General features: G+C 68.1%; 18 protein-coding genes. 5 read left to right on the plus strand and 13 right to left on the minus strand.

Features of this window, described 5'->3' with window-relative positions; genetic code table 11:
- Window positions 1–57: 57 nt before the first annotated feature.
- Together mutL and HZS55_RS21860 are read right to left on the minus strand one after the other, a co-directional pair.
- Window positions 58–2,355 carry a DNA mismatch repair endonuclease MutL gene (gene mutL / locus HZS55_RS21855; protein ID WP_179909641.1) on the minus strand — a complete coding sequence of 766 codons (2,298 nt, stop codon included), beginning with the start codon at window positions 2,353–2,355 and terminating at the stop codon, window positions 58–60.
- Window positions 2,356–2,452: 97 nt separating this feature from the next.
- The gene (locus tag HZS55_RS21860) at window positions 2,453–2,899 is read right to left on the minus strand and encodes an NUDIX hydrolase (RefSeq protein WP_179909642.1); all 447 of its coding nucleotides are present in this window, start codon (window positions 2,897–2,899) and stop codon (window positions 2,453–2,455) included.
- Window positions 2,900–3,135: 236 nt separating this feature from the next.
- Between HZS55_RS21860 and HZS55_RS21865 the strand changes: the two genes are divergently transcribed.
- From HZS55_RS21865 to HZS55_RS21875, 3 genes are all read left to right on the plus strand, one after another.
- The gene (locus HZS55_RS21865; protein ID WP_179909643.1) at window positions 3,136–4,227 is read left to right on the plus strand and encodes a Gfo/Idh/MocA family protein; all 1,092 of its coding nucleotides are present in this window, start codon (window positions 3,136–3,138) and stop codon (window positions 4,225–4,227) included.
- An 82-nt stretch (window positions 4,228–4,309) separates the two neighbouring features.
- Window positions 4,310–5,104, plus strand: coding sequence for an IclR family transcriptional regulator (locus HZS55_RS21870; RefSeq protein WP_179909644.1), 795 nt, complete (start codon window positions 4,310–4,312; stop codon window positions 5,102–5,104).
- A 417-nt stretch (window positions 5,105–5,521) separates the two neighbouring features.
- Window positions 5,522–8,140: an alpha-L-arabinofuranosidase gene (locus HZS55_RS21875; RefSeq protein ID WP_218927254.1), complete on the plus strand. Its 2,619-nt coding sequence runs from the start codon at window positions 5,522–5,524 to the stop codon at window positions 8,138–8,140.
- Window positions 8,141–8,189: 49 nt separating this feature from the next.
- On the opposite strand, the gene HZS55_RS21880 is transcribed toward HZS55_RS21875, so the two are convergent.
- The 7 genes from HZS55_RS21880 to HZS55_RS21910 all read right to left on the minus strand — a co-directional run bounded on the left by HZS55_RS21880 (window position 8,190) and on the right by HZS55_RS21910 (window position 16,548).
- Complete coding sequence (locus tag HZS55_RS21880; RefSeq protein ID WP_179909645.1) at window positions 8,190–10,103, minus strand: glycoside hydrolase family 127 protein; 1,914 nt, start codon at window positions 10,101–10,103, stop codon at window positions 8,190–8,192.
- A gap of 141 nt (window positions 10,104–10,244) precedes the next feature.
- Entirely contained in the window at window positions 10,245–10,457 is a 213-nt protein-coding gene (locus HZS55_RS21885; protein WP_179909646.1) for a hypothetical protein, read from the minus strand.
- Between the two features lie 94 nt (window positions 10,458–10,551).
- On the minus strand, window positions 10,552–11,655 hold the full coding sequence (locus tag HZS55_RS21890; RefSeq protein WP_179909647.1) for an ABC transporter ATP-binding protein: 1,104 nt from the start codon (window positions 11,653–11,655) through the stop codon (window positions 10,552–10,554).
- A complete protein-coding gene (locus HZS55_RS21895; protein WP_179909648.1) occupies window positions 11,648–12,694 on the minus strand; it encodes an ABC transporter ATP-binding protein in 1,047 nt (348 codons plus the stop codon). Before HZS55_RS21895 ends, HZS55_RS21890 begins: the two co-directional genes overlap by 8 nt.
- 2 nt (window positions 12,695–12,696) lie before the next feature.
- Window positions 12,697–13,683 carry an ABC transporter permease gene (locus HZS55_RS21900; RefSeq protein ID WP_179909649.1) on the minus strand — a complete coding sequence of 329 codons (987 nt, stop codon included), beginning with the start codon at window positions 13,681–13,683 and terminating at the stop codon, window positions 12,697–12,699.
- A gap of 1 nt (window position 13,684) precedes the next feature.
- Entirely contained in the window at window positions 13,685–14,695 is a 1,011-nt protein-coding gene (locus HZS55_RS21905; RefSeq protein WP_179909650.1) for an ABC transporter permease, read from the minus strand.
- A 77-nt stretch (window positions 14,696–14,772) separates the two neighbouring features.
- A complete protein-coding gene (locus tag HZS55_RS21910; protein WP_179909651.1) occupies window positions 14,773–16,548 on the minus strand; it encodes an ABC transporter substrate-binding protein in 1,776 nt (591 codons plus the stop codon).
- Between the two features lie 351 nt (window positions 16,549–16,899).
- Here HZS55_RS21910 and HZS55_RS21915 point away from each other — a divergent pair, with 351 nt between their 5' ends.
- Window positions 16,900–17,223 (plus strand): hypothetical protein, encoded by a 324-nt coding sequence (locus HZS55_RS21915; RefSeq protein WP_179909652.1) that lies wholly within the window; start codon window positions 16,900–16,902, stop codon window positions 17,221–17,223.
- Between the two features lie 140 nt (window positions 17,224–17,363).
- Here the strand turns inward: HZS55_RS21915 and HZS55_RS21920 are convergent, their stop codons facing one another.
- From HZS55_RS21920 to HZS55_RS21930, 3 genes are all read right to left on the minus strand, one after another.
- Window positions 17,364–18,860, minus strand: a complete 1,497-nt coding sequence (locus HZS55_RS21920) for an alpha-N-arabinofuranosidase (RefSeq protein ID WP_179909653.1) — start codon at window positions 18,858–18,860, stop codon at window positions 17,364–17,366.
- Between the two features lie 171 nt (window positions 18,861–19,031).
- On the minus strand, window positions 19,032–19,901 hold the full coding sequence (locus tag HZS55_RS21925) for a fumarylacetoacetate hydrolase family protein (protein ID WP_179909654.1): 870 nt from the start codon (window positions 19,899–19,901) through the stop codon (window positions 19,032–19,034).
- A gap of 158 nt (window positions 19,902–20,059) precedes the next feature.
- Window positions 20,060–20,821, minus strand: a complete 762-nt coding sequence (locus HZS55_RS21930; RefSeq protein WP_179909655.1) for an IclR family transcriptional regulator — start codon at window positions 20,819–20,821, stop codon at window positions 20,060–20,062.
- 117 nt (window positions 20,822–20,938) lie between these two features.
- Between HZS55_RS21930 and HZS55_RS21935 the strand changes: the two genes are divergently transcribed.
- Entirely contained in the window at window positions 20,939–22,114 is a 1,176-nt protein-coding gene (locus tag HZS55_RS21935) for a mandelate racemase/muconate lactonizing enzyme family protein (RefSeq protein ID WP_179909656.1), read from the plus strand.
- Between the two features lie 77 nt (window positions 22,115–22,191).
- Here the strand turns inward: HZS55_RS21935 and gfo6 are convergent, their stop codons facing one another.
- Window positions 22,192–23,259 carry a D-xylose 1-dehydrogenase Gfo6 gene (gene gfo6 / locus HZS55_RS21940; RefSeq protein ID WP_179909657.1) on the minus strand — a complete coding sequence of 356 codons (1,068 nt, stop codon included), beginning with the start codon at window positions 23,257–23,259 and terminating at the stop codon, window positions 22,192–22,194.
- Window positions 23,260–23,835 lie beyond the last annotated feature (576 nt).

Here is a 23,835-nt window from a genome sequence, read left to right on the forward strand (position 1 = left end):
CCAGGTGTTCGTCCGAGGGGGGCCGCCCTCGCCACTGGTTCCCCCGGAGACGCGCTCTCAGTGCCGTCTGCCGCCGTGGCCGGGGTAATCCCGTTCGAAGCGGGCCTCGATCTCGTCGCGGTCGAACTCGACGACGACGGGGCGGCCGTGGGGGCAGGCCCACGGGTTCTCGCAGTCGTCGAGCCGAGCGAGGAGATCCGTCACCGACCCCTCCGTCAGCGAGGTGTTACCCGTGATCGAGGGGTAGCAGGCGAGGTCCGACAGCAGCTCGTCGGCGGCGGCCTCGACGGTCTCGGCGGCCGACCCCTCGCCGTCGACGAACGCTGCCAGCGCGTCGCGCAACAGGTCGGGATCGGCCGTGTCGGCCACCAGCGAGGGGACGGTTCGCACTTCGACCGCACGGTCGCCGACCCGTTCGGCGCGAAAGCCCAGCGTCGACAGCGCCTCGCCGTAGGTCTCGAACAGCTCGGCCTCGCGAGCCGTCAGCGAGAGTTCGACCGGCCGTGCGAGCGCCTGCGTCGTCGTCTCGCCGGCGAACTGCTCGCGCAGCCGCTCGTAGTTGATCCGCTCGTCGGCGGCGTGCTGGTCGACCATGACCAGCCCGTCGTCGGTCTCGGCGAGGACGTACGTCCCGTGGAGCTGGCCCAGCACCCGCATCGAGGGCAGGGCGTCGAACGCCCGCGACTCCGCCGCGGCGTCCTCGACCGGCTCGCCGTCGCCGAGCCGGGCCTGGTCGTGGCCGCCGCCGAACTTTCGAGCGCGGCCGTCCCGGTCGCCCGGCGCCGTCGCGTCGGCCGACGCCTCGCCACGGGTGGTCGGCTCCGGGGTCGATTCGGCGTCGGTGACCGGCCCCGGAGTCGAAGCGGCGTCGTCCGAGTCCGCGGCCGCTCCCCCGTTGTCCGGCCCAGCCCCCGCGCTCGCACCCGCGTCCGCAGTGGTCGTGCCCCCGCCGGTCGAGCCCTCGCCGTCTTGGGCGCCGGATTCCTTCGACGGGTCCCGGTCCGACGCCGGTGTCGAGCGGGGCGACGGCGCCGACGGGTCCGAGGAGAACGTCGGCCCCGTCGTCGAGGCGGTCGTCGAATCGACCGTCTCGTCGGAGCCCGGTTCGCGCGATCCGGCGGCCGTTCGGCCGTCGTCCGTCGATCCCGTCGCGTCCGACGATCCGGTCCCGGGAAGGGACTCGTCGGGGACCGCCGGCTCGTCTGTGGGGTCGCCGTCCGGTCCCTCGTCGGTTTCACCGCGTTCGGGCGCGATCTCGGCCTGTTCGGGCGCGGACTTGCCGCGGGGGGCACCGCTGCGGAGCAGCCCCTCGTCGAGCAGCGCCGACTCGACGGCAGTCTCGATCTGTTCGCGGACGCCTTCCTCGTCGGCGAAGCGGACCTCCAGTTTCCGGGGGTGGACGTTCACGTCCACGTCGCCGGCGGGCACGTCGAGAAAGAGGACGGCGAAGGGGAACCGATCCGGCGCGAGTTGGTGGCCGTAGGCGGAGACGACGGCGTCGCGGACGGCGCTCGCCGTCACGTACCGACCGTTGACGTACGTCGAGCAGTACTCGCGGGTGCTCCGGGTGGTCTCGGGGTGGCTCACCAGCCCGGACACGCCGTCGAGCGGGCCGTCGGGGAGGGTGCCGTCCTCGTCGCCGCCGTCCGCCTCGTACCCCGCCGAGACTTCGACCATCGACTCGGCCACGTCGCGGCCGTAGACGGCCATGACGGCCGCGCGGCGGTCGCCCTGGCCCGTCGTGGCGAACGTCTCGCGGCCGTCGTGCGTCAGCGAGACGGCGATCGACGGGTTGGCGAGCGCGTAGCTCGTGACGACCGTGTTGACGTGGGCGAACTCCGTGCCGTCCTGCTTGAGGTACTTCCGGCGGGCCGGGACGTTGAAAAAGAGGTCGTCGACCTCGATGGTGGTGCCCTCCGGGCAGCCGACGGGTTCGACGCTCGTCACCTCGCCGCCCTCGACGGTGAGTTTCGTGCCGCGGTGGCTGTCCACGTCGCGGTCGCTCCGGGGCCGGGTCGTGATCGTGAGCCGGGAGACGGCGCCGACGGCGTGCAGCGCCTCGCCGCGGAAGCCCAGGGTGCCGACGCCCGACTCGAGGTCGTCGATGTCGCGGATCTTCGAGGTAGTGTGTTCCTCGACGGCGCGGGTGACCTCCGCCTCGGTCATGCCGATCCCGTCGTCGGCGACGGTGACGCCGTCTTTGCCGCCGCGCTCGACGGTCACGTCGACGCGGGTGGCGTCGGCGTCGAGGCTGTTCTCGACGAGTTCCTTCACGACCGACGAGGGGCGTTCGACCACCTCGCCCGCGGCGATGCGCTCGACGGTCGCATCGTCGAGGCGGCGTATATCGACCATCACCACCCCGTCCGGGCGGCGTCCTCAAAACACTCCCGGAGCGGCGGCCGTGGGTGCGCCATCCGGGGTCGCACCGACTACCGACCCGGCAACCGAATCACTCCCCGTCGGGGCCTTCGGTCTCGGCGGTCCACTCGGCGGCCTGATGGTTCGCTACCGCGCGTTCGACGGCCGTCTCCAGGGACTTGAAGTGCATCTCCTCGACGGCGCCGTCGGGCGTGTACCAGCAGAAGTCGTCGTGTTCCTCGCCCAGGTCCACGTCGCGGCTGCGGGCCTGCACGCGGTACAGCACCGCGTACACCGGCTCGTCGCCGCTGCCCCAGATGTCGGTCACCGTCTTGACCGGCTCCTCGACGGTCGTGTGGAGTCCCACCCGCTCGTAGAGCGTCCGCCGGAGCGCCGCTTCCGGGTCCGCCTCCGCCTCGATCCGTCCCCCCGGAAACGTCCACGGACGCAGACCACTCGTCACGAGCAACACGTCACCGCGCGGGCCGAAGACGATCCCCCGCTGAGTCACGTGCCCCCTGAAGTACGACTCGCCCATGGTAGTGGGAATCTGGTCGTATCACCGTCAACGTTTCCCTCCGGACTATCGCCGCCACGAACCGTCTGCCGCGCTCACTGCCGTCGTCGGTACCGGACGGGCCCCCTTCGAAATACGATTACTATTCTTATATTTACGGGGAAAGATACCCGAACAGATAGTATCGTCGGTGGGTGGCCTCGCGGTGGCTGGGCGGTGACCAAAACCCATACGTCGGTCGGCCCGGAGAGTCGGCTATGGACGACGACGCCCCCCGGATGGACATCGGACTCGTCGGGCTCGGCGAGCACGGGGAGACCCACGCGGAGTTTCTGGAGGAGCTGAACCACACGGTCCACGCGGTGGACCTGGACCCGCGGGCGAAAGAGCGCTTTCGCGACCGCTACGACGCGACGATGTACGAGGGGCTGGACGAGCTGTACGCGGCGGGCATCGACGCCGCGATCATCTCGACGCCGAACAAGTTCCACGAGACGGCGGCGCTGAAGGCCTTCGAGGCCGGACTGGACGTGCTGATCGAGAAACCGCTGGCCCACGACCTGTCGAGCGCCGAGCGCATCGTCGAGCGCGCCGCGGAGACCGACAGCATCTGCATGTGCGGCTACTTCCACCGCTTTCGAAACCGCTGCCGGCTGGCGAAGGCCTACGTCGAGAGCGGGCGGCTGGGCGAGGTCACGCACGTCGACGCCCGCTACATGCGCAGGCGCGGCGTCCCCGGAATGGGCACGTGGTACACCTCTCGCGAGATCGCGGGCGGCGGCGCGCTCATCGACGTGGGGTCGTTCGTCGTCGACCTCGTGCTGGACTTCTACGACTGGCCGGAGCTGGAGGAGGTGATCGCGACCACCCGGTCGGACTTCGGCGACCGCGAGGACTACGCCTACCTCGAGATGTGGGGCGAGGACGACGAGGCGAAGATGTACGACGTCGAGGACTCGGTGACCGCCTTCTGCGAGTTCGAGGGCGGTCGAACCGCCCACCTCGAGGTCGCGTGGGCCGCAAACGCCCGTCGCCGGCACGAGTACAACATCCGCGGCACCGAGGCCGGGGTCTCGCTGGACATCACGACGCCCCTGGAGTCGGTCGACCCGTCGGGTCGCAACCACCGCGACTTCCGGCTGTACGAGGCCCGCAGCGACGTGGTCGACCACTACGTCGACAGCGAGCTCGTCCCGCCCGCGAACGACCCGTTTCGGGACGAACTCGCGACCTTCCTCGCGGCCGTCGAGACCGGCGAGTCGCCCGACCGCTGCACCGCCGAGGAGGCGCTGGCCGTCCAGCGCGTCGTCGACCGGATCTACGAGGCCGCCGACCGCGGGCGGGTCTGACCCGTCGGGCGGTCGGTCGTCCCGCAGCGACGACCGACCGCCAGCGGGACACGGTTAAGTGTCGACCGGGACAGTGAGGGACATGAACGACGGTGACACCGGGCGGGGCGGGGACCGGATCGCCTCGGTCGGGACGGCCTTTCGAATCCTCGAAGCGGTGCGGGAACGCGACAGCGTCGGCGTGACGGAACTCGCCGAGGCGCTCGACCTCCCGAAGAGCACCGTCCACCACTACCTCGCCACGCTGGCCGACGACGGCTACCTCGCCGCCGAGGACGGCCGCTACCGGCTCGGACTCGGGCTGTTCACGCTCGGCGCGACCGCGCGGACGGGCGAGCGGCTCTTCCACGTGGCCAAGCCGAACGTCGACCGACTGGCCGAGGCGACGGGCGAGCAGGCGCGGCTGATCGTCGTCCGCGACGGCCGCGCGATCACCCTCTACCAGGCGACCGGCGAGGCGGTCGACGACCCGCCGACCTACGCCGGCACCGTCGAAGACCTCCACTGCACGGCCGCGGGGAAGGCCTACCTCGCCGAACTGCCCGACGAGCGCCTCGAGGAGTTCCTCGCGGACGAGCCGCTGCCCCGACGGACCGCGAACACCATCACCGACCCCGACGAGCTGCGGGCCGCTCTCTCGACCATCCGCGACCGCGGCGTCGCGTTCGACGACGAGGAGCGCGACGAGGGCGTCCGCTGCGTCGCCTCGGCCGTCTCCGACCGCTCGGGCGAGTTGCTCGGCGCGATCAGCGTCTCCGCCCCCCTCGACCGCATGCCCGACGACCGGTTCCGCTCGGAGATCCCCTCGCGGCTCCACAACGTCGTCGGCGTCGTCGAGTTCAACACCACCTACTCCGAGTGGTCCGACGCCCTGTAGCCGCCCGCCTTCCGCCCGCGGCGGCCGACGGCCGACCGACGTCCGTATCCCAGATCCATCATATCTACAGGTATCACTGAGAAGTGTTAATTCTGCCCGAATCGAGCCGGCGACACCGCTCCGGGCCGAGCCGCCGCGGCGGCCTCGAAAGAGGGGAGAGACGCAAGTGTGGCAGGCGATCCGTGACGCATGGTTGTGCTTCCGAGCGACGTGTGGGGATGTCGTCCTACGGGAGACGTAGGAGTCGTTCGGTCTGACAGTGGTCGACTACGCGCCTGCCGTCGGATAGTCGAACCGGCCAGTACTTATATTTTTCCTAGGTTAGATTATATTTGGGCCGCACGCGGGATCGGGACCGGACATAGATAAGATATATTCCATAATTGTTTTGTATAGTGTTTACTATGTGCGTGGCGTATGGGTAGCGATCCCGAAGCCCGCGGGCGAGCGAGTAGCAACGGCAGCGAATCGAGCGGACTGTCGCGACGGCGATTCATGGCGCTACAGGCGGCGGTGGTGGCCGGTGCCGGAGCCGGGTCGGTCGCGAGCGCGTCCCCGACGGACGGCGAGGGAACCGACGCGAGCGTCGGCAACACCGTCTCCGTCGACCTCGACGACCGAACGGACGAGCCCGTCTCGGATGGGCTGTTCGGTCGGCTCTCCGAGCACTACGAGTCGGGGACCATCTACCCGGGAGTGTACTCCGAGCACGTCAAGAACCCGGCGTTCTACCCGCGGTCGTGGTCCGAGGACGACTACTTCGGCCCGCGAACCTTCTATCCGGCCGCGGACATCGAGCGCGCCGACGGCGTCCCGTTCCCCTGGGAGCCTGTCGGCGGCGACGGCGTCACCTTCGAACAACGCTCGGGCGGCGTCGCGGCCGTCGACACCACCGACTACCAGCGGGTCGCCCTCGACGGCGCGCGCGGTGGTATCTCGCAGAAGATCGTCCTGCCGGACTTCCGGACCCACGGCTACGACCTCTCGGTGTCGGTCCGCGGTGCCGGCCCCGAGACCGTCAGAGCCGCCCTCACCGCGCTCGACGGCGAGCAACTGGCCGCGACCGAGCTGGACGTGACCGAGGAGTGGACGCGCCACGAGGTCCACCTCGAACTGGACGACGACAGCGGCGACCAGTACGTCGCCGGCGGCACCGACGTGGACACCCCGTACGGCAAGTACGTCCTGGAGTTCACCGCGGAGGGCGAGGGTCGCGTCGACCTCGACTGGGTGAACCTCGCGGCCGACGACGCGGTCCGCGGGAAGTTCAACCCCAGCACGGTCGAGCTGATGCGCGAGCAGGACACGACCTGGCTGAAGTGGCCCGGCGGCAACTTCACCAGCCAGTACAACTGGCGCGACGGGGTCGGCCCGAAGTCGGAGCGGCCGGTCCGGTTCAACCACGCCTGGGGCGGCATCAACCCGAACTACTTCGGGACCGCCGAGTATCTCGAACTCTGCGAGGTGGCCGGCCTCACGCCGCGTCTCACGATCGGCTGGTGGGACAACCCGCCCGAGTGGGCCTCGGAGCGCCAGATCCTCCCCGAGGACGCCGCCGACTGGGTCGAGTACGTCAACGGCTCGACGGACACCGAGATGGGCGCCCTGCGGGCCGAACACGGCTACGAGGAACCCTGGGACGTGACCCACTGGGAGGTCGGCAACGAGGTGTGGGGGCCCTGGCAGCGCGGCTCGACCCAGAACCCCTCGGAGTACGCCAGCGGCTCCGACGCGCGCGTCGGGTTCACCACCTACTACGACGCGATGACCGACGTCGACGACGACATCGTGGTCTACGCCGACGCGATGGACCCGGGCTACGACGAGGCGAACACCCCCGACCCCGACGCGTGGAACGAGACCCTGTTCACCGAGGCGGGCGACCGCCTCGACGGCGTCGACCTGCACCGCTACAACTGGGGCATCGAGAACCAGGCGGACCGGGACGCCTGGTACGACCGCAACGGCGCCGACCCCATCGACTACAACGAGGTGCTCGTGATGTTCCCCACGCAGTTCGACCGGCTGATGGCGAATCTGAGCGACCGGGCGAGCGACGCGGGCATCGACGACTTCCGGGTCAACGTCGGCGAATACGGCCTGTTCCCGACCGTCGACGCGGGAGCGCCGTACCCCGGACCGGAGACGATGCCCGGCGGGTCGTACATCGCGGGGATGCTCAACGCCTTCATCCGCCGCAGCGACACGGTCAAGGAGGCCTCACAGACGTGGTGGCCGGTGCGGATGTTCCCGCCGGCCGACGAGGAGGCCCCGCCGGACCCGAACCCGCTCGCGCCCGCGGGCACGGTCACCGCCCTCTACGGGGCCGTGTTCGACGGACACTCGGAGTGGCACGCCGTCGACGTTGGGGTCGACGGCGACTCGCGGACCATCCCCGAGACCGGCCCGCGCGTCGACCGCATGGAGGACGTACACTACGTCGACGCCGCGGCGATGCAGAACAAGCGGGGCGAGGAACTGGCCGTGTTCCTCACGAACCGCAACCTCCGCGAGTCCGCCGAGGCGACCGTCGAAGTCGGCGAACGCTACGCCGGCAGTTCCGTCGAGGTGGTCGCGGTGGTCCCGACCGCCGAGGAGCGACCGCTCCCCCACGCCTTTACCACCTCGTGGTCGACGCCGGACAACTACGTCGCCGAGACGACCGTCGAGACCGTCGGCGACGACGGGACGCTCTCGCTCGACCTGCCCCCGGCGGCGGTCGTCCGCTGCTACGTGGACAACGACCGCGGCCGACCGGACAGGGTCGGCGACAACGGCGTCTGGCACGGCATCGAGGTCGCGCCCGACGGCGAACCCTACCACGAGGACTTCTGCGGCGGCGGCCACGAGCGCGGCGGTCCCGGAAACGGCCGCGGTAACGGAAACGGGAATAACGGCAACGGCAACGGGAATAACGGCAACGGCAATGGCAACGGGAATAACGGCAACGGCAACGGGAATAACGGCAACGGCAACGGGAATAACGGCAACGGTGGAGACGACGAAAGCGGCGAAAACGGAGACGGCGACGACTGATCGCTCGACCGCCGCCGGATCACCCGCGTCCGCGGTCCCGGGGCGCGGGTCAGGTCCGGCGGTGCCAGACCGCCATCGCGCCTGACTCGCGGTTGTCCCAGGCGTAGTACGGGACCAGTTCGAGGTCCGATTCTTCCCGCTCGGTCTCGCCGACCGGGCGATACAGTTCTCCGTCCCAGCCGTCGAGGGCCGGCACCGTCGCGTCGGCTTCGAGGACGGTCACGCCGTCGAGCGCGTCCGCCTCGCCGGCCGCGCGGACGGTCGCGTCGTCGTCGACGGCGTACTGGTGCAGCGGTCGCTCGTTGTCGACCGCCTCGGCGCAGTAGACCAGCGGGCCCCGCTCGACGGCCACCCGGCCGGCGTCGGCCTCGACCGACGGATGGGCCGCGACCAGTTCGGGCTCCATGCCGAACGTCAGTTCGACCCGCTCGCCGTCCCACTCGCGCTCGACGCGGACGAAGCCGCTCCCGTCGTGGCTCACGTCCTCGCCGTCGACGGCGACCGTCGCCTCGGTGGCCCACTCGGGGATCCGGAAGTTGACCGCGACGGGACCGTCGGCGTCGACATCGACGGCCACCTCGCCGTCCCACGGCAGGTCGCTCTCCTGGTCGAGTTCGACGCTCGTCCCGTCGACCGTCGTCGAGAGGCTGCCCCCGACGTACTGGGCGACGTACAGCTCGCCGCCGGTCGTCGAGTAGCAGTACTGGCCGAGCGAGGCGAACAGCCGGGCGGCGTTGGGCGGACAGCAGGCACAGGTGAACCAGCCGCTGCGGTGGTGGTCGCCGTCGCTGGCGAGGGGGTTGACGTAGAAGAACGCCTCGCCGTCCATCCCGACGCCGGCGAGGAAGCCGTTGTACAGCGTCCGCTCGATCAGGTCGGCGTAGGCGGGGTCGGGCTCTAACTCGAACAGCCGCTGGTTCCAGAAGACGCTCCCGACGGCCGCGCAGGTCTCGGCGTAGGCCGATTCGTTGGGAAGGTCGTAGTCGTCGGTGAACCCCTCGTGTTCGTGGGCGGAGCCGATCCCGCCGGTGACGTACATCCGCTTCTCCGTCATGTTGGTCCACAGGCGGTCCAGCGCCGCGCGCAGTTCCTCGTCGCCGCGCTCGGCGACCAGGTCGGTGACGCCGGCGTAGAGGTACATCGCCCGCACGGAGTGGCCCTCGACGGCCTCCTGTTCGCGGACGGGCGCCTGCGCCTGTGCGTACGTGCCGACGTACTCGCCTTCGTCGTCGAGAAAGAGGCTCCCGCCGCCCTCCGCGGGGACGAGCGCCCCGTCGTCCCACGAGGCGCCGCCGATCTCCTCGGAGTTGTCGAGCTCCCACGCCAGGCGGTCGTCGTGGCCCCGGAGGTCGACGAAGTAGGCGGCCAGGTCGAGATAGCGCTCCTCGTCGGTGACGCGGTACAGCCGTACGAGCGCGAGTTCGATCCCCTCGTGACCGGGGACGCCGTCGATCTCGTCGCCGAAGATATCGTCGACGTGGTCGGCGAAGGCGACGGCCACGTCGAGCAGCGACCGCTCGCCGGTGGCCTCGTGGTGGGCGACCGCGGCCTCGATCAGGTGGCCGGCGCAGTACAGCTCGTGCATGATGTTGAGGTTCGTCCACCGATTCTCGGGCTCGACGAGCTGGAAGTACGTGTCGAGGTAGCCCGACTCCTCCTGGGCGCGGGCGACCAGATCGATCACCTCGTCGACCCGCTCGCGCAGGTCGGGGTCGTCGGCCTTCGCCAGCTCGTAACTCGCCGCCTCGATCCACTTGTAGGCGTCCGTGTCCTGGAACCACATCCCCTGGAACCCGCCCGACTTCCCGTCGATGGCCCGGCGGAAGTTCTCCAGGGTCCCCGACTCCTCGAGTTGCTCGTACTGGTACTCGACGGTCACGTCGCGGTTGCGGTCGATCCACGGCGACCAGAACGCGTCGTCGACGGTCACCTCGTCGACGCCGACGGTGTACTGACTGGGCATGCGAGTACTCGGGGTTGCGCTACCGGGAGAATAATTCTATTGGTCGGGCCGACAGCGATGTCCGCGATCACGACCGGGTCGCGGTCTGCGACCGGTAGTTCACATCGTGAAACGCAGCCCGCCGAGTCGGCGGCTCGTCGGTCACTCCTCGACGATCGAGGCCAGCGGGTCCCACCCGAAGTAGAGTCCGGCCGCGCCGAGCAGCACCATCACGACCTGGGCGGCCAGCGAGACGACGGTGACGGCGTACCCGCCGGTGCCGGGTTCCTGAAGCGTGAACAGGCCGGCCGTGAGCACCAACAGCGCCAGGCCGATGGCGAGCAGCGCGCGGAAGGCCCCTTCGCTCGCGTTCATGGACTGTTCGTTGCCGGTTGGACGGTAAAGAACTACTGGACGCGCGCTTCGCGGGAGGCGACCGGCGAGGCCGAGCCGACTCCCGACGGCCGTGTCAGTCCGCCGCGGACTCGCCGGCCCCGACCCGGTCGTCGTCCTCGTCGGTGAGTTCGGGACTGGACCAGTAGTCGTGGTCGTCGTACGCGCGGTAGCAGGCGACCTCGTGGCCGTCCCCGAGGTCGGCGGGGTCGGGCATCTCGCCGGTGCAGGCCTCCCGTGCCTCCGGACAGCGGGTGTGGAACTTGCACCCCGCCGGCGGGTTGCGCGGGTCGGGCACGTCGATCTTCCGCAGCGGCGAGGCGCCGCGGTCGGCGGCCTTCGGGTTCAGGTTCGGCGTCGCCCACATCAGCGCCTTCGTGTAGGGGTGTTGGGGGTCGTTCAGCACCTCGTCGATGGGGCCGATCTCGACGAGTTCGCCGAGGTACATGATGCCGATGCGGCCGTCGGCCTTGCCGGCGATGTAGCTGGCGTTCGAGAGGTTGTGGCTGATGAACAGGAAGGAGGTGTCGAAGGTGTCCTGCAGGTCGAGCATCAGGTCCATCATGTCGATCCGCAGGGACACGTCCAGCGCGCTGACGGCCTCGTCGGCGAGGATGAGGTCGGGGTTCATCAGCAGCGCGCGGATCAGCGCGACGCGCTGTTGCTCGCCGCCCGACAGCTGGTGGGGGAACCGCTTGGCGTAGTCCTCCGGCGGCTCCATGCCGACCCGCGAGAGCATCTCGTGGATGCGCTCGCGGCGCTCGAACGTGTCCATCTCGCTGTGGCGCAGTTTCAGCGGCGCCTCCAGAGAGTGCTGGACCGTCTTGTTCGGGTTGAGCGACGCGCCGGGGTCCTGGTGGATGATCTGCAGGGACTGGCGGATCTCCTCGAAGGGAATCTCGACGTTCCCCTCGCCGTCGTTGGCCTTCCAGACGTCCTGACCCTTGTACTTCACCGCCCCGCCGGTGGGCCGCTGGGTGCCGATGGCCGTCTTGCCCAGCGTGGTCTTGCCACAGCCGGACTCGCCGACCAGCGCGACCACGTCGTTCTCCGGGATCTCCAGCGAGACGCCGTCGACGGCCTGGACGACCTCGGGGTCGTCACCGAACGGGAGGATCGAGCCCTCCGACTCGAAGTGGACCTCCACGTCCTCCAGGGAGACGACCGGTTCCTCACTCATCGATGGTCACCTCCTGGAGCGTCAGGGGCACCTCCTCCGGCACGCGGTCGACGTGGTGGCAGGCGGCCGCGTGGCCGTCGGCGTCGTCGGTCAGCGGCGGGTCCTCGCGGAGGCAGGTGTCGTCGGCCAGCGGACACCGCGGGTGGTACGAACACCCCTCGGGGACGTTCACCGGGTCCGGCGCCGACCCCTCGATCGGCCGCATCTCCTCGCGGGGCGTGTCGAGGTTCGGCGTCGCGTTCAACAACGCTCTGGTGTAGGGGTGTTTCGCCCCGGTCAGGATGTCATCGGCCGGACCGACCTCGACGAACTCGAAGGCGTACAGCACCGCGAGCCGGTCGGCGAGGTTCGCGACCAGCGGCAGGTCGTGCGTGATGAACACGATGGTGAGGTCGCGCTCGTCGGCGATCTCCCGGATGAGTTCGATGATCGACCGCTGCATCAGCAGGTCGAGGGCGGCGGTCGGCTCGTCCATCACGAGCGCCTCGGGTTCGAGCACGAGCGCCAGCGCGATCAGCGCCCGCTGGCTCATCCCGCCCGACAGCTCGTGGGGGTACGACCCCAGCACCTGGTCGGCCTCCAGATACAGGTCCGAGAGGAGCTGCCGGGCGCGTTCCATCCCCTCCTCGACGTCGTAGTCGTGGACCGAGAGCGTCTCCCGGAAGTGGTCCTCGACGCTCATAGTGGGGTTGAACGAGCTCATCGCGCCCTGGAACACCATGGAGATCTGCCGCCAGCGGATGTCCTTGATGTCGACCCCGTCGCGGTCGAGCAGGTCGATCGGCGGGCCGTCCTCCGGATTGAATCGGATGTCGCCGGTCAGCACGCCCGGGTCGACGACGGCGTCGAGCAGCGCGGAGGCGAACATCGACTTGCCCGAGCCGCTCTCCCCGACGACGCCGAGGATCTCGCCGCGCTCGATGTCCATGTCCACCTCGTCGAGCACGCGCGATTCCCCGCGGTCCATGTCGAAGGAGACGGAGATGTCTCGCACTTCGAAGATCGGGTCGCTGACTGCGGCGGTGTGTGTCTGTTGCATCGTCATTGTTGGTGGGGTGCGGTGTCGTCTTCGACGGTCTCGGCGTGGCGCGCCCGGATGCGCGGGTTGAACAGCTTCTCGGTCCCCTGGGCGAACAGGACGAACCCGAAGGAGATGCCGATGATGGCGATCATCGGGACGAACAGCCAGTGGACCACCTGCAGCGAGTAGATGGCGCCGCCGTTGTAGGCGCCGTCGAGCATGATCCCCCAGTTCTCGTGGGTGCCGCCGAGCAGGCCGAGGTAGTACAGCCCGACGGACCCGAAGATCACGTTGCGGGCGGAGTTGACGAAGTTGATCAGGACGTACGGCATGATGTTCGGGATGATGTCGTCGACGAGGATGCGCCGCGTCGGCGCGCCCATGATGCGCGAGGCCTCCACGTAGGAGTGGTCGCGCAGCGACAGCACCTGCGAACGGATCGACCGGGCGAGGCCCGCCCACGCGTTGATCGTGATGAGGATCCCGATCACCGCCGGGTTGGTCGGCTCGAACAGCGCGGCCAGCAGGATGATCAGCGGCAGCCCCGGGATCGTCATCGCGATGTCGGTGAGCGTCGTCAGGACCCGGTCGGTGAGCCCGCCCTTGTAGCCGGAGACGGTGCCGATGACCGTGGCGAGGGCCGTCGAGAACACCGCCCCGGCGGCGATCATCTGGAGCATCGGCGGCGTCGCGTGGACGGTCGCCGACAGGATACTCTCTCCGATGTCGTTCGTCCCCAGCGGCACCGACCAGTCCTGGAACGCGGGGGTCAGCCGCGGCCCCTGGCCCTGGTTGGGCGGGTCGACCAACACGACGCCGACGGAACCCATCAACAGGTAGAACGCGATGATGATCGACCCGACCTGGGTGCGCCAGTCGTCCCAGGCGACGCGGATCGGCGTGAGCACGGCCATGTCGAGCCACTCGCGGTAGAGGTCGGTGCGGGTGGCGCCCTGTCCGCCGGCCGACCCGTCGGACTGGCTGAACGAGGAGTTCTTCTCGGCCATGTCAGTACGCCTCCCGGGAGCCCTGGTCGCTGATGCGCGGGTCGATCTTGCTGTAGGTCAGGTCGGCGATCAGGATGCAGATCAGCACCGCCAGCGAGATGATGAGGAACGTCCCCATCATCAGCGGGTAGTCACGGGCCTCGATCGCCTGCAGGAGATACAGTCCGAGCCCCTCGTAGGCGAAGATCTCCTCCAGGATGACCGACCCGCCGAACATGAAGCCGACGGCGATCATGAAGTTCGTGTACATCGGGAGGACGGCGTTGCGGCCGACGTAGCGGGTCGCGATCCGCTTGCCGGGGACGCCCCGCAGGTGGGCCACGCGGATGTAGTCCTCGCCGATCTCCTGGACCGCGTTGCCCCGCATCGTGATGGCGACGCCGCCGAAGCCCGTGGCGACCAGCGACACGATGGGGAGGATCGCGTGGCGGAACACGCTGACGATGAACTCGACGTTCAGTCCGGGGTCGAGCCCGGACGCGAACCGCCCGGACTGTGGGAGCATCCCCAGCTGGATCGAGACGACGTACACCAGGAAGATCGCGGCGATGTAGTACGGCACCGAGTTCAGGAACATCGAGACGACCGTCGAGCTGCTGTCGAAGCGGGTCCCCTCGAGATAGGCCATGACCGCCCCGAGGACGATCCCGATCGCGAAGGTGAGCAGGATCGAGATGGTCAACAGGAATATGGTCCACGGCGCGGCGTCCGCGATGATGTCCGCCACCGGTCTGCTGTACCAGACCGACGTCCCGAGGTCCCCCTGGAGGACGCTGGTGAGGTAGTTGAAGTACTGGACGTGCAGCGGCGTCGACGGGTCGATGTTCGTGTACGACTCGACCAGCGAGTTGATCTCGCTCATGCTGACCTCGCTGGAGCCGCCGGCCTGCATCACCTGTGCCCTGATGAAGTCGGCGGGCCCACCCGGGATCGCCCGCACCAGCGCGAACGTGATGGTGACGACAGACACGAACGTGACGAACGCCTGTGCCACTCGTTTGACTACGTACATCGATTATCGAAAATGGTGGTATGAGATATCATAACTGTTTCGCTCGATGCGTCGTGTGGGAACGGGGCGGGGTGGCCTCAGGCGGACTTGGCCTGCAGTTCACCCATCCGTGGGAGCCACCAGAGCGGGAACTTGGCCTGGTAGGCCTGGTCGTCCATCGGCGGGATCTCCCAGTTGTCGGTGCGGAACCAGGCGGCGTCGTTGATCTCGTGGATCTGCAGCATCGGCAGCGTCTGGTTGGTGATCCACGCGAGCTGGTCGGTCAGCTCCTGGTAGCGGTCGCCGCGGGCGGTCAGCAGCTCCGAGTGGATCTGGGTGACGTCGTGTTCCTGGAGCTCGCCGTCGGGCTCGCCGACCGGCGGCGCCATCACGCTCGTCGGGTCGATCCCGAGGAAGTTCACGTCGACGTTGTAGTACTGGTCCCAGACGTAGTAGGGGCTCGAACGCTGGAGCGTCCAGCCGGTGGCGGCGACCTGGTACTCGTTGGCGAGGTAGTGGTCCGACCAGTAGGTCGTCGTCTCGATGGTCTGCATCTGGGATTCGATGCCCTCGCTGGAGAGGTTGTCGGCGATGGTCTGGTACAGCGGGTGCCAGTCGTTGTGGGTGGGCACCTTGATCGTGAGCTCGAAGGGGTCGCCGTTGGGCTTGTACCACGTGCCGTCGTCCTTCTGGTAGTCCTGATCGCGGAGCAGCTGCCGACCGCGCTCGGGGTCGCGGTAGCGGTGGAGCGTGTCGGCCATCTCGTCGGAGACCTTGTTCCGCCAGCGGTCGGTCTGCTCGTTCTGGCCGTTGATGTTGCCCACGAGTCCGCTGGGCGCCTCGACCGGCTGGCCCCAGCGACCGTAGTTGTTCGCCGCGGCCTCGCGGTCGATGAACTCCGTGACCGCCTGCCGGACGCGGACGTTCTGGAAGTCCTCGTCGTTGTGGTTGAACGGGAGCGACTGACCCCACAGCGCGGGCAGCGCCGCCGCCTCCATCTGGTCGGGGACGTTCTCGAAGACGGACTGGGGCGGGTTGTAGTTGCGGAAGGCGTCGACCTCCATCCCGACCAGGACGCTCGCGGTGTCGGTCGACACGCGCTCGAGGTCCCAGTAGTCCCAGTTGATGTTGTCCGCGTCCGGGTGGTGGTCGTACTTCTCCATCCGGATGCGGCTGCCGGAGATATCCGTGACCTGGAACGGGCCGTTGCCGTGGGGCTCGTCGAAGGCGTCGCCCCGGAGGTCGGTCCGGACGTCGTCGGTCTCGGACGCGGTCGTCGCGTCCTCCCAGCGCTCGACGTAGCTCTTGTACTTGCGCCAGGGCGTGTCGATCTGGTAGTAGTTCAGGCCGTCGTCGAACAGCTCCCTGGCGACGGTCCCGTCGAGCGTGAGTTCGATGGACCTGTCGCCGGCGCGGCTGACATCGGACCACAGCTTCCCGAGCGTACCGTTCGTGACGGTGTCGGTCACGAACTTCGCGTAGAGGTCGTCGGCGTTCACCGGGTCACCGGGGTCACCGTTGTGCCAGGTGAGTCCCTCGCGGACCTGCAGGGTCGCCGACTCGCCCTCGAAGTCCGTGACTTCCAGCGCGTACGGCTCGATCTCCTCGCTGGCGATGTTGTAGCGCTGGAACCAGTCGACCTGCATGTCGTGGCTGAACGGCTGGGTCAGGTTGAGCGGGTTGAACTGGTAGTTGGTCGGGTTGACGGTGACCCCTTCGGTCATGGCGTTGTCGGCCGGCTCGAAGTCGCCGCCGGCGGTCCCGTCGCCGCCGGCGGTCCCGTCGCCGCCGTCGCCGTCGCCGCCGTCGCCGTCGCCACCGTCGCCACCGTCGCCGTTGTTCGAACACCCCGCAAGTGCGAGGGCACCACCCATCGCACCCGCTCGAAGCAGATGCCGTCGCGACACCCGTCGACGCTTCGCTGCACTTTCCGTTGGCTTGCCATCAGATGGCATGGGCTACCGTTCTGAATTAATGGTATATAAATCATGTGGTACAGAGGGGTGCAGGGCACCCTCTCGGCCGCCGATCCGGGTCAACGTGTCGGACTACCGTCAAACGTCCGATCGGTCGTCACGAAATGACGTACTGGCGTTTCGAATGGCGTAACTCGCGTTCACCTAGCGAGGAACTCGGTTTCGAAATACCGTTCGGCCGGACCGGCGGTCGCTCCCGCGCGGTCACCGATCGGATCGTTGATCGACTCGCTCGACGGTGGCGAAACCATGGTTTCGATCAGCGGTCCCGATGGGGAGATATCCGCGGCGATCGACCCGGCCGGACGGGTGACCGTCGAGCGGTGCGGCGAGCGCGTCATCGACCCCTCACCGTTCGGGCTGGAGACGCCCGACAGCCAATTCCCCGAGGCGTTCGACCTAGTCGACACCGAGACGTGGACGGTCGCGTTTCTCGACGGCGACGCGACGGCGACGGTCACCACCGACGCCGACGGCGGGGCCGCGCTCACCGAGTACGAGGTGGCGGTCGCACCGGGTGAGACGCTCTCCGTCGACATCGCCGAGAACGGCGGCTTCGTCGTCAGGTTCTGACCGCGGACGGTTCTCGCGACCGGTAGCGACTCCGGACGCTCATCGGAGAGCGACCGCTGTCGGGCGTTCGAGTCCTCCGAGAAGAATGGTCGCCGGGGACGGCGACCAGGGACAGACACGTCCGGAGGCCGGCGGTGGCCTTACTCGACGGCGATACCGGCGACCGTCGCGGGGGCCAGCTCCGCGGTCACGGTGCCGTCGCCGTCGACGCTCACGTCGAGGTCGTCGGCGGCGAACGCGTCGGCGTTGTCGGCGTCGACTTCCAGGTCGGGCTCCTGACCCTCGAAGAGGACCTGTGCATCGACGTCGTCACCCGTCGCGTCCTCGACGGTGAACTCGACGGTGTGGCTCGCGCGGGTGTCGAGGTTCGTCGCGGTGACGTACACCTCGCCGTCGTCGTCGACCGACGCGGAGGCGCCGACCAGCGGCAGCTCCTCGTCGTCGACCTCGCGGGTCGGCGTCTCGATGGAGGTGGTGACGGCCTCGTTGCCCTTGTGGGGGGCGTACAGATCGTAGACGCGGTAGGTCGGGCGCGCGAAGGCGTCGTCGCCCTGAGTCTCGATCAGACACTGGAGGACGTTGACCGTCTGGGCGATGTTGGACATCGTCATCACGTCGGCGTGGTCGTTGAAGATGTCGAGCACCGCGGCGGCCGACAGGGCGTCGAGGACGGTGCCGGGCTGTTCGAGGCCGCTCCCGCCCTGGGCCTCGGGGTGCCACGACCCCCACTCGTCGATGATGACGCCGATGTCGCGGGTCGTCGAGAAGGCGTTGATGGCGGAGGCCAGGCGCTCGATGTGGTGGTCCATCTCCAGCGCCTCGACGAGGAACTGGTCGTAATCGTCCTCGTCGGACTCCGAGACGGTCATCGTCCGGCCGTAGTAGTGGTGCAGGGTCAGGTGGTCCAGCGGGAACTCGACGCCCCACTTGGGGTCGGAGACCTCCTCCATGAAGCGGTGGTTCCACTCGTGGTTCTCGAACCCGCAGGCGATCAGATCCAGGTCGTAGTCGAGCATGTGGGCGCTCTGGGTGCCGACGTAGGTGGCGAACCGCCGGTACTCGCGAGCGTACTGCTCGGGGGACATCTGGCCGCCACAGCCCCAGTTCTCGTTGCCCAGACCCCAGTATTTCACGTCGTAAGGCTCCTCGCGACCGTTCTCGCGACGGCGGTCGGCGAGTTCGGTGTCGCCGTCGTAGTTGACGTACTCGACCCAGTTGGCGGCCTCCTGCGGGTCGCCCGAGCCGACGTTGGCGGCGAGGTACGGCTCGGTACCGATGCGCTCGCAGAGTTCGAGGAACTCGTCGGTGCCGAAGGCGTTGGACTCCTCGGGGATCATCTCGCGACCCTGCCCCCAGAAGAGGTTCCGGCGTCGCGGGCGGTCCTCACGCGGACCGACGCCGTCCTCCCAGTGGTAGTCGTCGGCGAAACAGCCGCCGGGCCAGCGCAGCACCGGCAGCTCCAGGTCGGCGAGCAGTTCGACGACGCCTTCGCGGAACCCCTCCTCGTCGACGCTGTCGTCGGTCCAGACCCCGTCGTAGATACAGCGACCGAGGTGTTCGGCGAAGTGCCCGTGGACCTCGGGCTCGATACGGTCGATTCCGGCTTCTGTGTGTACTGTAACGCGAGCGTCCGTCATGCAGTCGTATGGTATTCGATAGCGGTATTATAAAACGATCGGTCGGTAGGGCCGGCGGGACGGCCGCGGCGGCCGGCGATGCGTCTCTCCTCGGGCCAAAGCGTCTCTGTCAGGGTCGATGGGCGCTCTCTCGGCCGCCGTGTGTCTCCCGAGTAGCGGGTGAAACCGGGCTTAGAGCTGTTCGACGGTGTTGGTGAGGACGCCGATGTCCTCGATCTCGATGTGGATCACGTCGTCTTCCTCGAGAGAGACGTCGTCCGGGACCATGATCGAGGTGCCGGTCAGCAGGACGCTCGCCTCGGGGACCTCGTTGTAGCGAGTGTAGTAGTCGACCAGTTCCTCGCAGGTCCGGACCAGCTCGGCGGTCGAGGTCCCCTCCTCGAAGACCGTCTCGCCGTCGCGCTCGATCGACATGTGCATCTCCAGGTCGAGCGGGTCGCCGACCGTCTCGCTGGTGGCGATACAGGGGCCGATGGCGCAGTTCTTGGCGTAGATCTTGCTCTGGGGCAGGTACAGCAGGTTCTCCCGCTCGATCGAGCGGCTACACATGTCGTTGCCGACGGTGAACCCGACGATCTCCTCGTCGTAGAGGACGATCGTCATCTCCGGCTCGGGCGCGTCCCAGTCGGAGTCGCCGCGGATCCCGACGCGGTCGTTCGGGCCGACGGTCCGACTCGGGGTCGCCTTGAAGTACACCTCCGGGCGGTCGCCCTCGTAGGCCTCCAGGTAGGACTCGGCGAGCCCGCCTTCCTCCTGACGGGCCTCCTGGCTGATGGAGTAGGTGACCCCGGCCGCCCAGATCTCGTCGGGGTCGAACGGGCGAACGAGGTCGTCCTCGATCGAGGCGAGTTCGACCGTCGGCGCCTCCTCTAGCAGGCCGCGAGCCACGTCGTCGACGGTCTTGTCGGTCAGCGACGCGGCCGACGCGAGTTCGAGAAACGAAGTCGGCTCGGCCTCCGTCTCCGAGAGATCGTACGCGGCCGAGTCGTCCGCTGCGATCAGTGAGATGGATCCGTTCCCGTCACTGCGATAGTAACGCATACTGCCCCATCGTGAGTTAGACAATATAAACTTTGTTATCGAATCGATTTCACGTTCACGGACCGACGGATCGACGCGCCGTCCCGCAGATCTCCTCGTCGTCCGACTATCCCGGATTGGCGTGTGAGGAGTCCGCACGCGGCGGCCGTGCGGGTCGCTCAGGCGTGCTGGAGGTTGACTTCGATGATGTTCGCGGTGGAGAGCACCTCGGAGGGGATCTCCTCCTCGAAGCGCTGGCCGTTCATCCGGCTCTTGGGGGCGGAGACGCTGAGGGCGCCGACCACTCCGTCGTCGGTCGTGACGGGGGCGGCGACACAGCGGACGCCGTCGACGCGCTCCTCGTCGTCGATCGCGTAGCCCCGCTCGCGGATCTCAGACAGCTCCGCTTCGAGCGTGTCGCGGTCGGTGATCGTCTCGGAGGTCACCGGTTCGAGACCGTGTTCGTCCACGATGGCGTCCCGCTTCTCCGGCGACAGTTCCGCGAGGATCGCCTTGCCCATCGCCGTGGTGTGCAGGTCGACCTCCATCCCCTCGTAGGTGTCCAGATACACCGACTGGGAGCCTTTGACCTTGTAGAGGAAGATGCCGCGGCCGTTCTCCTCGACCATCAGGTTCGCGTGCTCGCCGGTGTCGCTCGCCAGCTCCCGCATCTCGGCCTCCGCGACCTGAAACAGTTGTGACCGCGCGCGTGCGCGACCCCCGAGATTGAGAAAGCGGACGCTCACGCGGAACTCGCGACCGTCCTTGACCAGATACCCCGAGTCCGCGAGCGTCTTCAGGTGGTCGTGGACCGTGCTCTGGGGCTTCTCGAACTGCTCGACGACCTCCGAGAGTGTCGCGCCGCCCATCCCGTGGACCGCCTCGATGATATCGAGACTCATCGCGGTCGATTTGATGGGCGGGTCGCGTTCGGCGTGCATACCGATCGTACGGAACTGGGACCACATTAATCGTCCGGCATCGTCGGACGGACCGCGAGCCGTAGTAACGCGTCCCGGACCGATGGATTTAATATATTGCTCGGGAGCAACCGAAGTATGTCGGACGTAGAAATCACCGGCGTCGAGACGTACCTGGTAGCCAACCCGTGGAAGCCGTGGGTCTTCGTCCAGCTGGAGACCGACGCGGGCGTGACGGGCCTCGCGGAGGCGACCACACACGACAAACCCCGCACCGTCGCGGCGGCCATCGAGGAGATGTCGGACTTCTTCATCGGCCGGGACCCCTTCGACACGGAGTCGCTCTGGCTGGAGATGTACCGCGACGAGTGGTTCTCGAAGAACGTCATCAACACGACGGTCGTCTCGGCGGTCGACATGGCCTGCTGGGACATCAAGGGCAAGGTGCTCGACCAGCCGGTCTACGACCTGCTGGGCGGCCCGGTCCACGGCAAAGAGCTGCGCGCGTACGCCAACGGCTGGTACACCGACGCCGACGGCGAACCGGAGGGCTTCGCCCGCGCCGCCGAGCGCGTCGTCGACGACGGCTACGAGGCGATGAAGTTCGACCCGTTCGGGACCGCCTGGCAGTCGATGACCACCGAGGAGAAAAATCACGCCGTCGACATCGTCGGCGCCGTCCGCGAGGCCGTCGGCCCGGACGTCGAACTCCTGATCGAGTGTCACGGCCGCTTCTCGGCGGCGCAGGCCGTCGACATCGCGAAGAAGCTCGACCAGTTCGACCCGGCCTGGTACGAGGAGCCGTGCCCGCCGGACTCGATCAACAGCCTCGCCGAGGTCGCCCGGAAGTCGCCCATCCCGGTCGTCACCGGCGAGCGCCACATGACCAAGTACGACTTCTTCGAGCTGGTCACCCGCACCGACATCGACGTGTTCCAGCCCGACCTGATGAACACGGGCGGGATCACCGAGGGCAAGAAGATCGCCGGCCTCGCCGAGGCCGACCACGTCGACATCGCGCCGCACAACCCGCAGGGCCCGGTCGCCGGCGCCATCTACTCGCACTTCTGCACTTCCATCCCGAACTTCCGCATCCAGGAGATGTTCCAGACCTACGACGAGCCGTGGGTCGACGAGCTCCTGACCGACCCGCTGACGGTCGAGGACGGCTACGTGCAGGTCCCCGAGGGCCCCGGCTTCGGTATCGAGCTCGACATGGACGTCGTCCGCGAGCACGAGTACACCGAGGACGCGGTCCACACCATCGACCTCTGGGAAGAGGACTGGGAGAAGCGCGCCGACGAACTGCGGTAACTCGCGGCACGCGCTTTCGACCCCGGATACATCGTCGGTCCGTTTCCGAACCGTAGAAAACCGCGACGGCCGCTTTTTTACTCGATATCGACCGTCTCGCCCGATTCGGCAGCCTCGTGGATCGCGGCGATCGCCTTCATGTCCGCGAGCCCGTGCTCGCCGTCGGCGTGTACGGGCTCGTCCGCGAGCACGCGCTGGGCGAAGTACTCGAACTCCTCGGCCATCTGGTCGACGCCCTCGGTGTCGAACGCGACCGTCTCGCCGTCGCGCTCGACGGTCAGCTGCGTCTCCATGTGGAAGGCCGGCTCGAGTTCGAGACGGCCCTCGGTGCCGACGACCTCCAGACGCGTGTGGTCGGCGGCGTGCTGTGACGAGGAACAGGCCGCGTGAGTGCCGTCGTCGAAGACGACCGAGAACGTCGCAACCTGGTCGGGCACCTCGTCGAACGCCTCGTGGGTGGAGTCCATCGTCGACTGGACGCGGACGGGGTCGGCGTCGAGGACGAACCGCGCGGTGTTGAGCGGGTAAATCCCCAGGTCCATCACGGACGTGCCGTAGCCGGTCAGGTCGGGGTTCAGCCGCCACTGGTCGGGGTCGTCGATCATCTCCAGGAGCGGCTGGGAGTTCTCGCCGTGGACGAGAACGGGCTCGCCGATGACGCCGTCGCGGATCAGCGCACGCGCCCGGCGGACCGCCGGCTCCGTGTGCATCCGGTAGGCGACCATCAGTGGCACGTCGGCCTCTCCGCAGGCGTCGACGAGACGCTCGGCGCGCTCGACGGTCGCCTCCATGGGCTTCTCGCAGAGGACGGCCTTCCCGAGGGCCGCCGCGGCCTCGACGTGTTCGAGGTGGGTCGCGTTCGGCGTGCAGACGTAGACGGCGTCGTAGGCGTCGGCCGCTTCGCCGTCGGCGAACTCGTCGTAGGTCACCCCCCGCTCGACGGTCTCGTACTCGGCGCGGACGCGGTCGGTCTTCTCGGTCGAGCTACTGACGACGGTCGTCGCCACGCAGCCGTCGGTCGTCTCGATCGCGGGCAGGACGAACTCCGTCGTCCACCACCCGACGCCGACGAGCGCGAACCGAAGGCGCCCGTCCGTGTTCGTTCGCCAGTCTCTCGGCTCGTAGTCGAACAGCGAACTCGACATGACGTGCGAGCATCGCCCGCGAGCCGACATAACTGTATCCCTCCTCGCTCGTCCTTCCGCGTCCCCCGTTCCCACGACAGTCCACAATTATCCGGTAATACCGGAGTTACTGGACCCGCCCGTTCCGTCGGCCACGTGATTACACCGATAGAACTGTAATTACAGCGCCGATCCGGAGCAGTACGGCCGGTCGAGGGCGCGAATCACCCCGTTCCGAGCCACCGCTCCGGCGCCGTTCTTCGGCGGTCGGGCGCCGTCACCTCGACGCCGGTCACCCCACGCGGTGGTTCCCACCGGACCGACCGACTCCCCGAAACGGCCGATACATGGACCGTAGAGCCCCGAAACCCGTGTTCCGACAATCTCGGACGAATCTGCTTCCGTCGGAGTTCGCCCGGAGCGTCGGCGACCCGCGCCGGACGTTCCATACTATGAAATACACCGCGCCGCGGTCGGCGAACGTGCGCGGTCCGTCCGCGTCGAAATTACAGATATACTATCGGAATTTCAGGCCGCCGATCGCGTTCAGGAACGCGCGTTCGGTCCGGTTGGACTGGATCGATGCGGTCAGCTCCC

Origin of the sequence: Halosimplex rubrum (assembly GCF_013415885.1) — an archaeon.
Classification (GTDB): Archaea; Halobacteriota; Halobacteria; order Halobacteriales; family Haloarculaceae; genus Halosimplex; species Halosimplex rubrum.

Coding starts and splice junctions, on each gene's coding strand:
- mutL (WP_179909641.1), bottom strand. CDS start 2,355: ATGGTCGATATACGCCGCCTCGACGATGCGACCGTCGAGCGCATCGCC.
- HZS55_RS21860 (WP_179909642.1), bottom strand. CDS start 2,899: ATGGGCGAGTCGTACTTCAGGGGGCACGTGACTCAGCGGGGGATCGTC.
- HZS55_RS21865 (WP_179909643.1), top strand. CDS start 3,136: ATGGACGACGACGCCCCCCGGATGGACATCGGACTCGTCGGGCTCGGC.
- HZS55_RS21870 (WP_179909644.1), top strand. CDS start 4,310: ATGAACGACGGTGACACCGGGCGGGGCGGGGACCGGATCGCCTCGGTC.
- HZS55_RS21875 (WP_218927254.1), top strand. CDS start 5,522: ATGGGTAGCGATCCCGAAGCCCGCGGGCGAGCGAGTAGCAACGGCAGC.
- HZS55_RS21880 (WP_179909645.1), bottom strand. CDS start 10,103: ATGCCCAGTCAGTACACCGTCGGCGTCGACGAGGTGACCGTCGACGAC.
- HZS55_RS21885 (WP_179909646.1), bottom strand. CDS start 10,457: ATGAACGCGAGCGAAGGGGCCTTCCGCGCGCTGCTCGCCATCGGCCTG.
- HZS55_RS21890 (WP_179909647.1), bottom strand. CDS start 11,655: ATGAGTGAGGAACCGGTCGTCTCCCTGGAGGACGTGGAGGTCCACTTC.
- HZS55_RS21895 (WP_179909648.1), bottom strand. CDS start 12,694: ATGCAACAGACACACACCGCCGCAGTCAGCGACCCGATCTTCGAAGTG.
- HZS55_RS21900 (WP_179909649.1), bottom strand. CDS start 13,683: ATGGCCGAGAAGAACTCCTCGTTCAGCCAGTCCGACGGGTCGGCCGGC.
- HZS55_RS21905 (WP_179909650.1), bottom strand. CDS start 14,695: ATGTACGTAGTCAAACGAGTGGCACAGGCGTTCGTCACGTTCGTGTCT.
- HZS55_RS21910 (WP_179909651.1), bottom strand. CDS start 16,548: ATGGGTGGTGCCCTCGCACTTGCGGGGTGTTCGAACAACGGCGACGGT.
- HZS55_RS21915 (WP_179909652.1), top strand. CDS start 16,900: ATGGTTTCGATCAGCGGTCCCGATGGGGAGATATCCGCGGCGATCGAC.
- HZS55_RS21920 (WP_179909653.1), bottom strand. CDS start 18,860: ATGACGGACGCTCGCGTTACAGTACACACAGAAGCCGGAATCGACCGT.
- HZS55_RS21925 (WP_179909654.1), bottom strand. CDS start 19,901: ATGCGTTACTATCGCAGTGACGGGAACGGATCCATCTCACTGATCGCA.
- HZS55_RS21930 (WP_179909655.1), bottom strand. CDS start 20,821: ATGCACGCCGAACGCGACCCGCCCATCAAATCGACCGCGATGAGTCTC.
- HZS55_RS21935 (WP_179909656.1), top strand. CDS start 20,939: ATGTCGGACGTAGAAATCACCGGCGTCGAGACGTACCTGGTAGCCAAC.
- gfo6 (WP_179909657.1), bottom strand. CDS start 23,259: ATGTCGAGTTCGCTGTTCGACTACGAGCCGAGAGACTGGCGAACGAAC.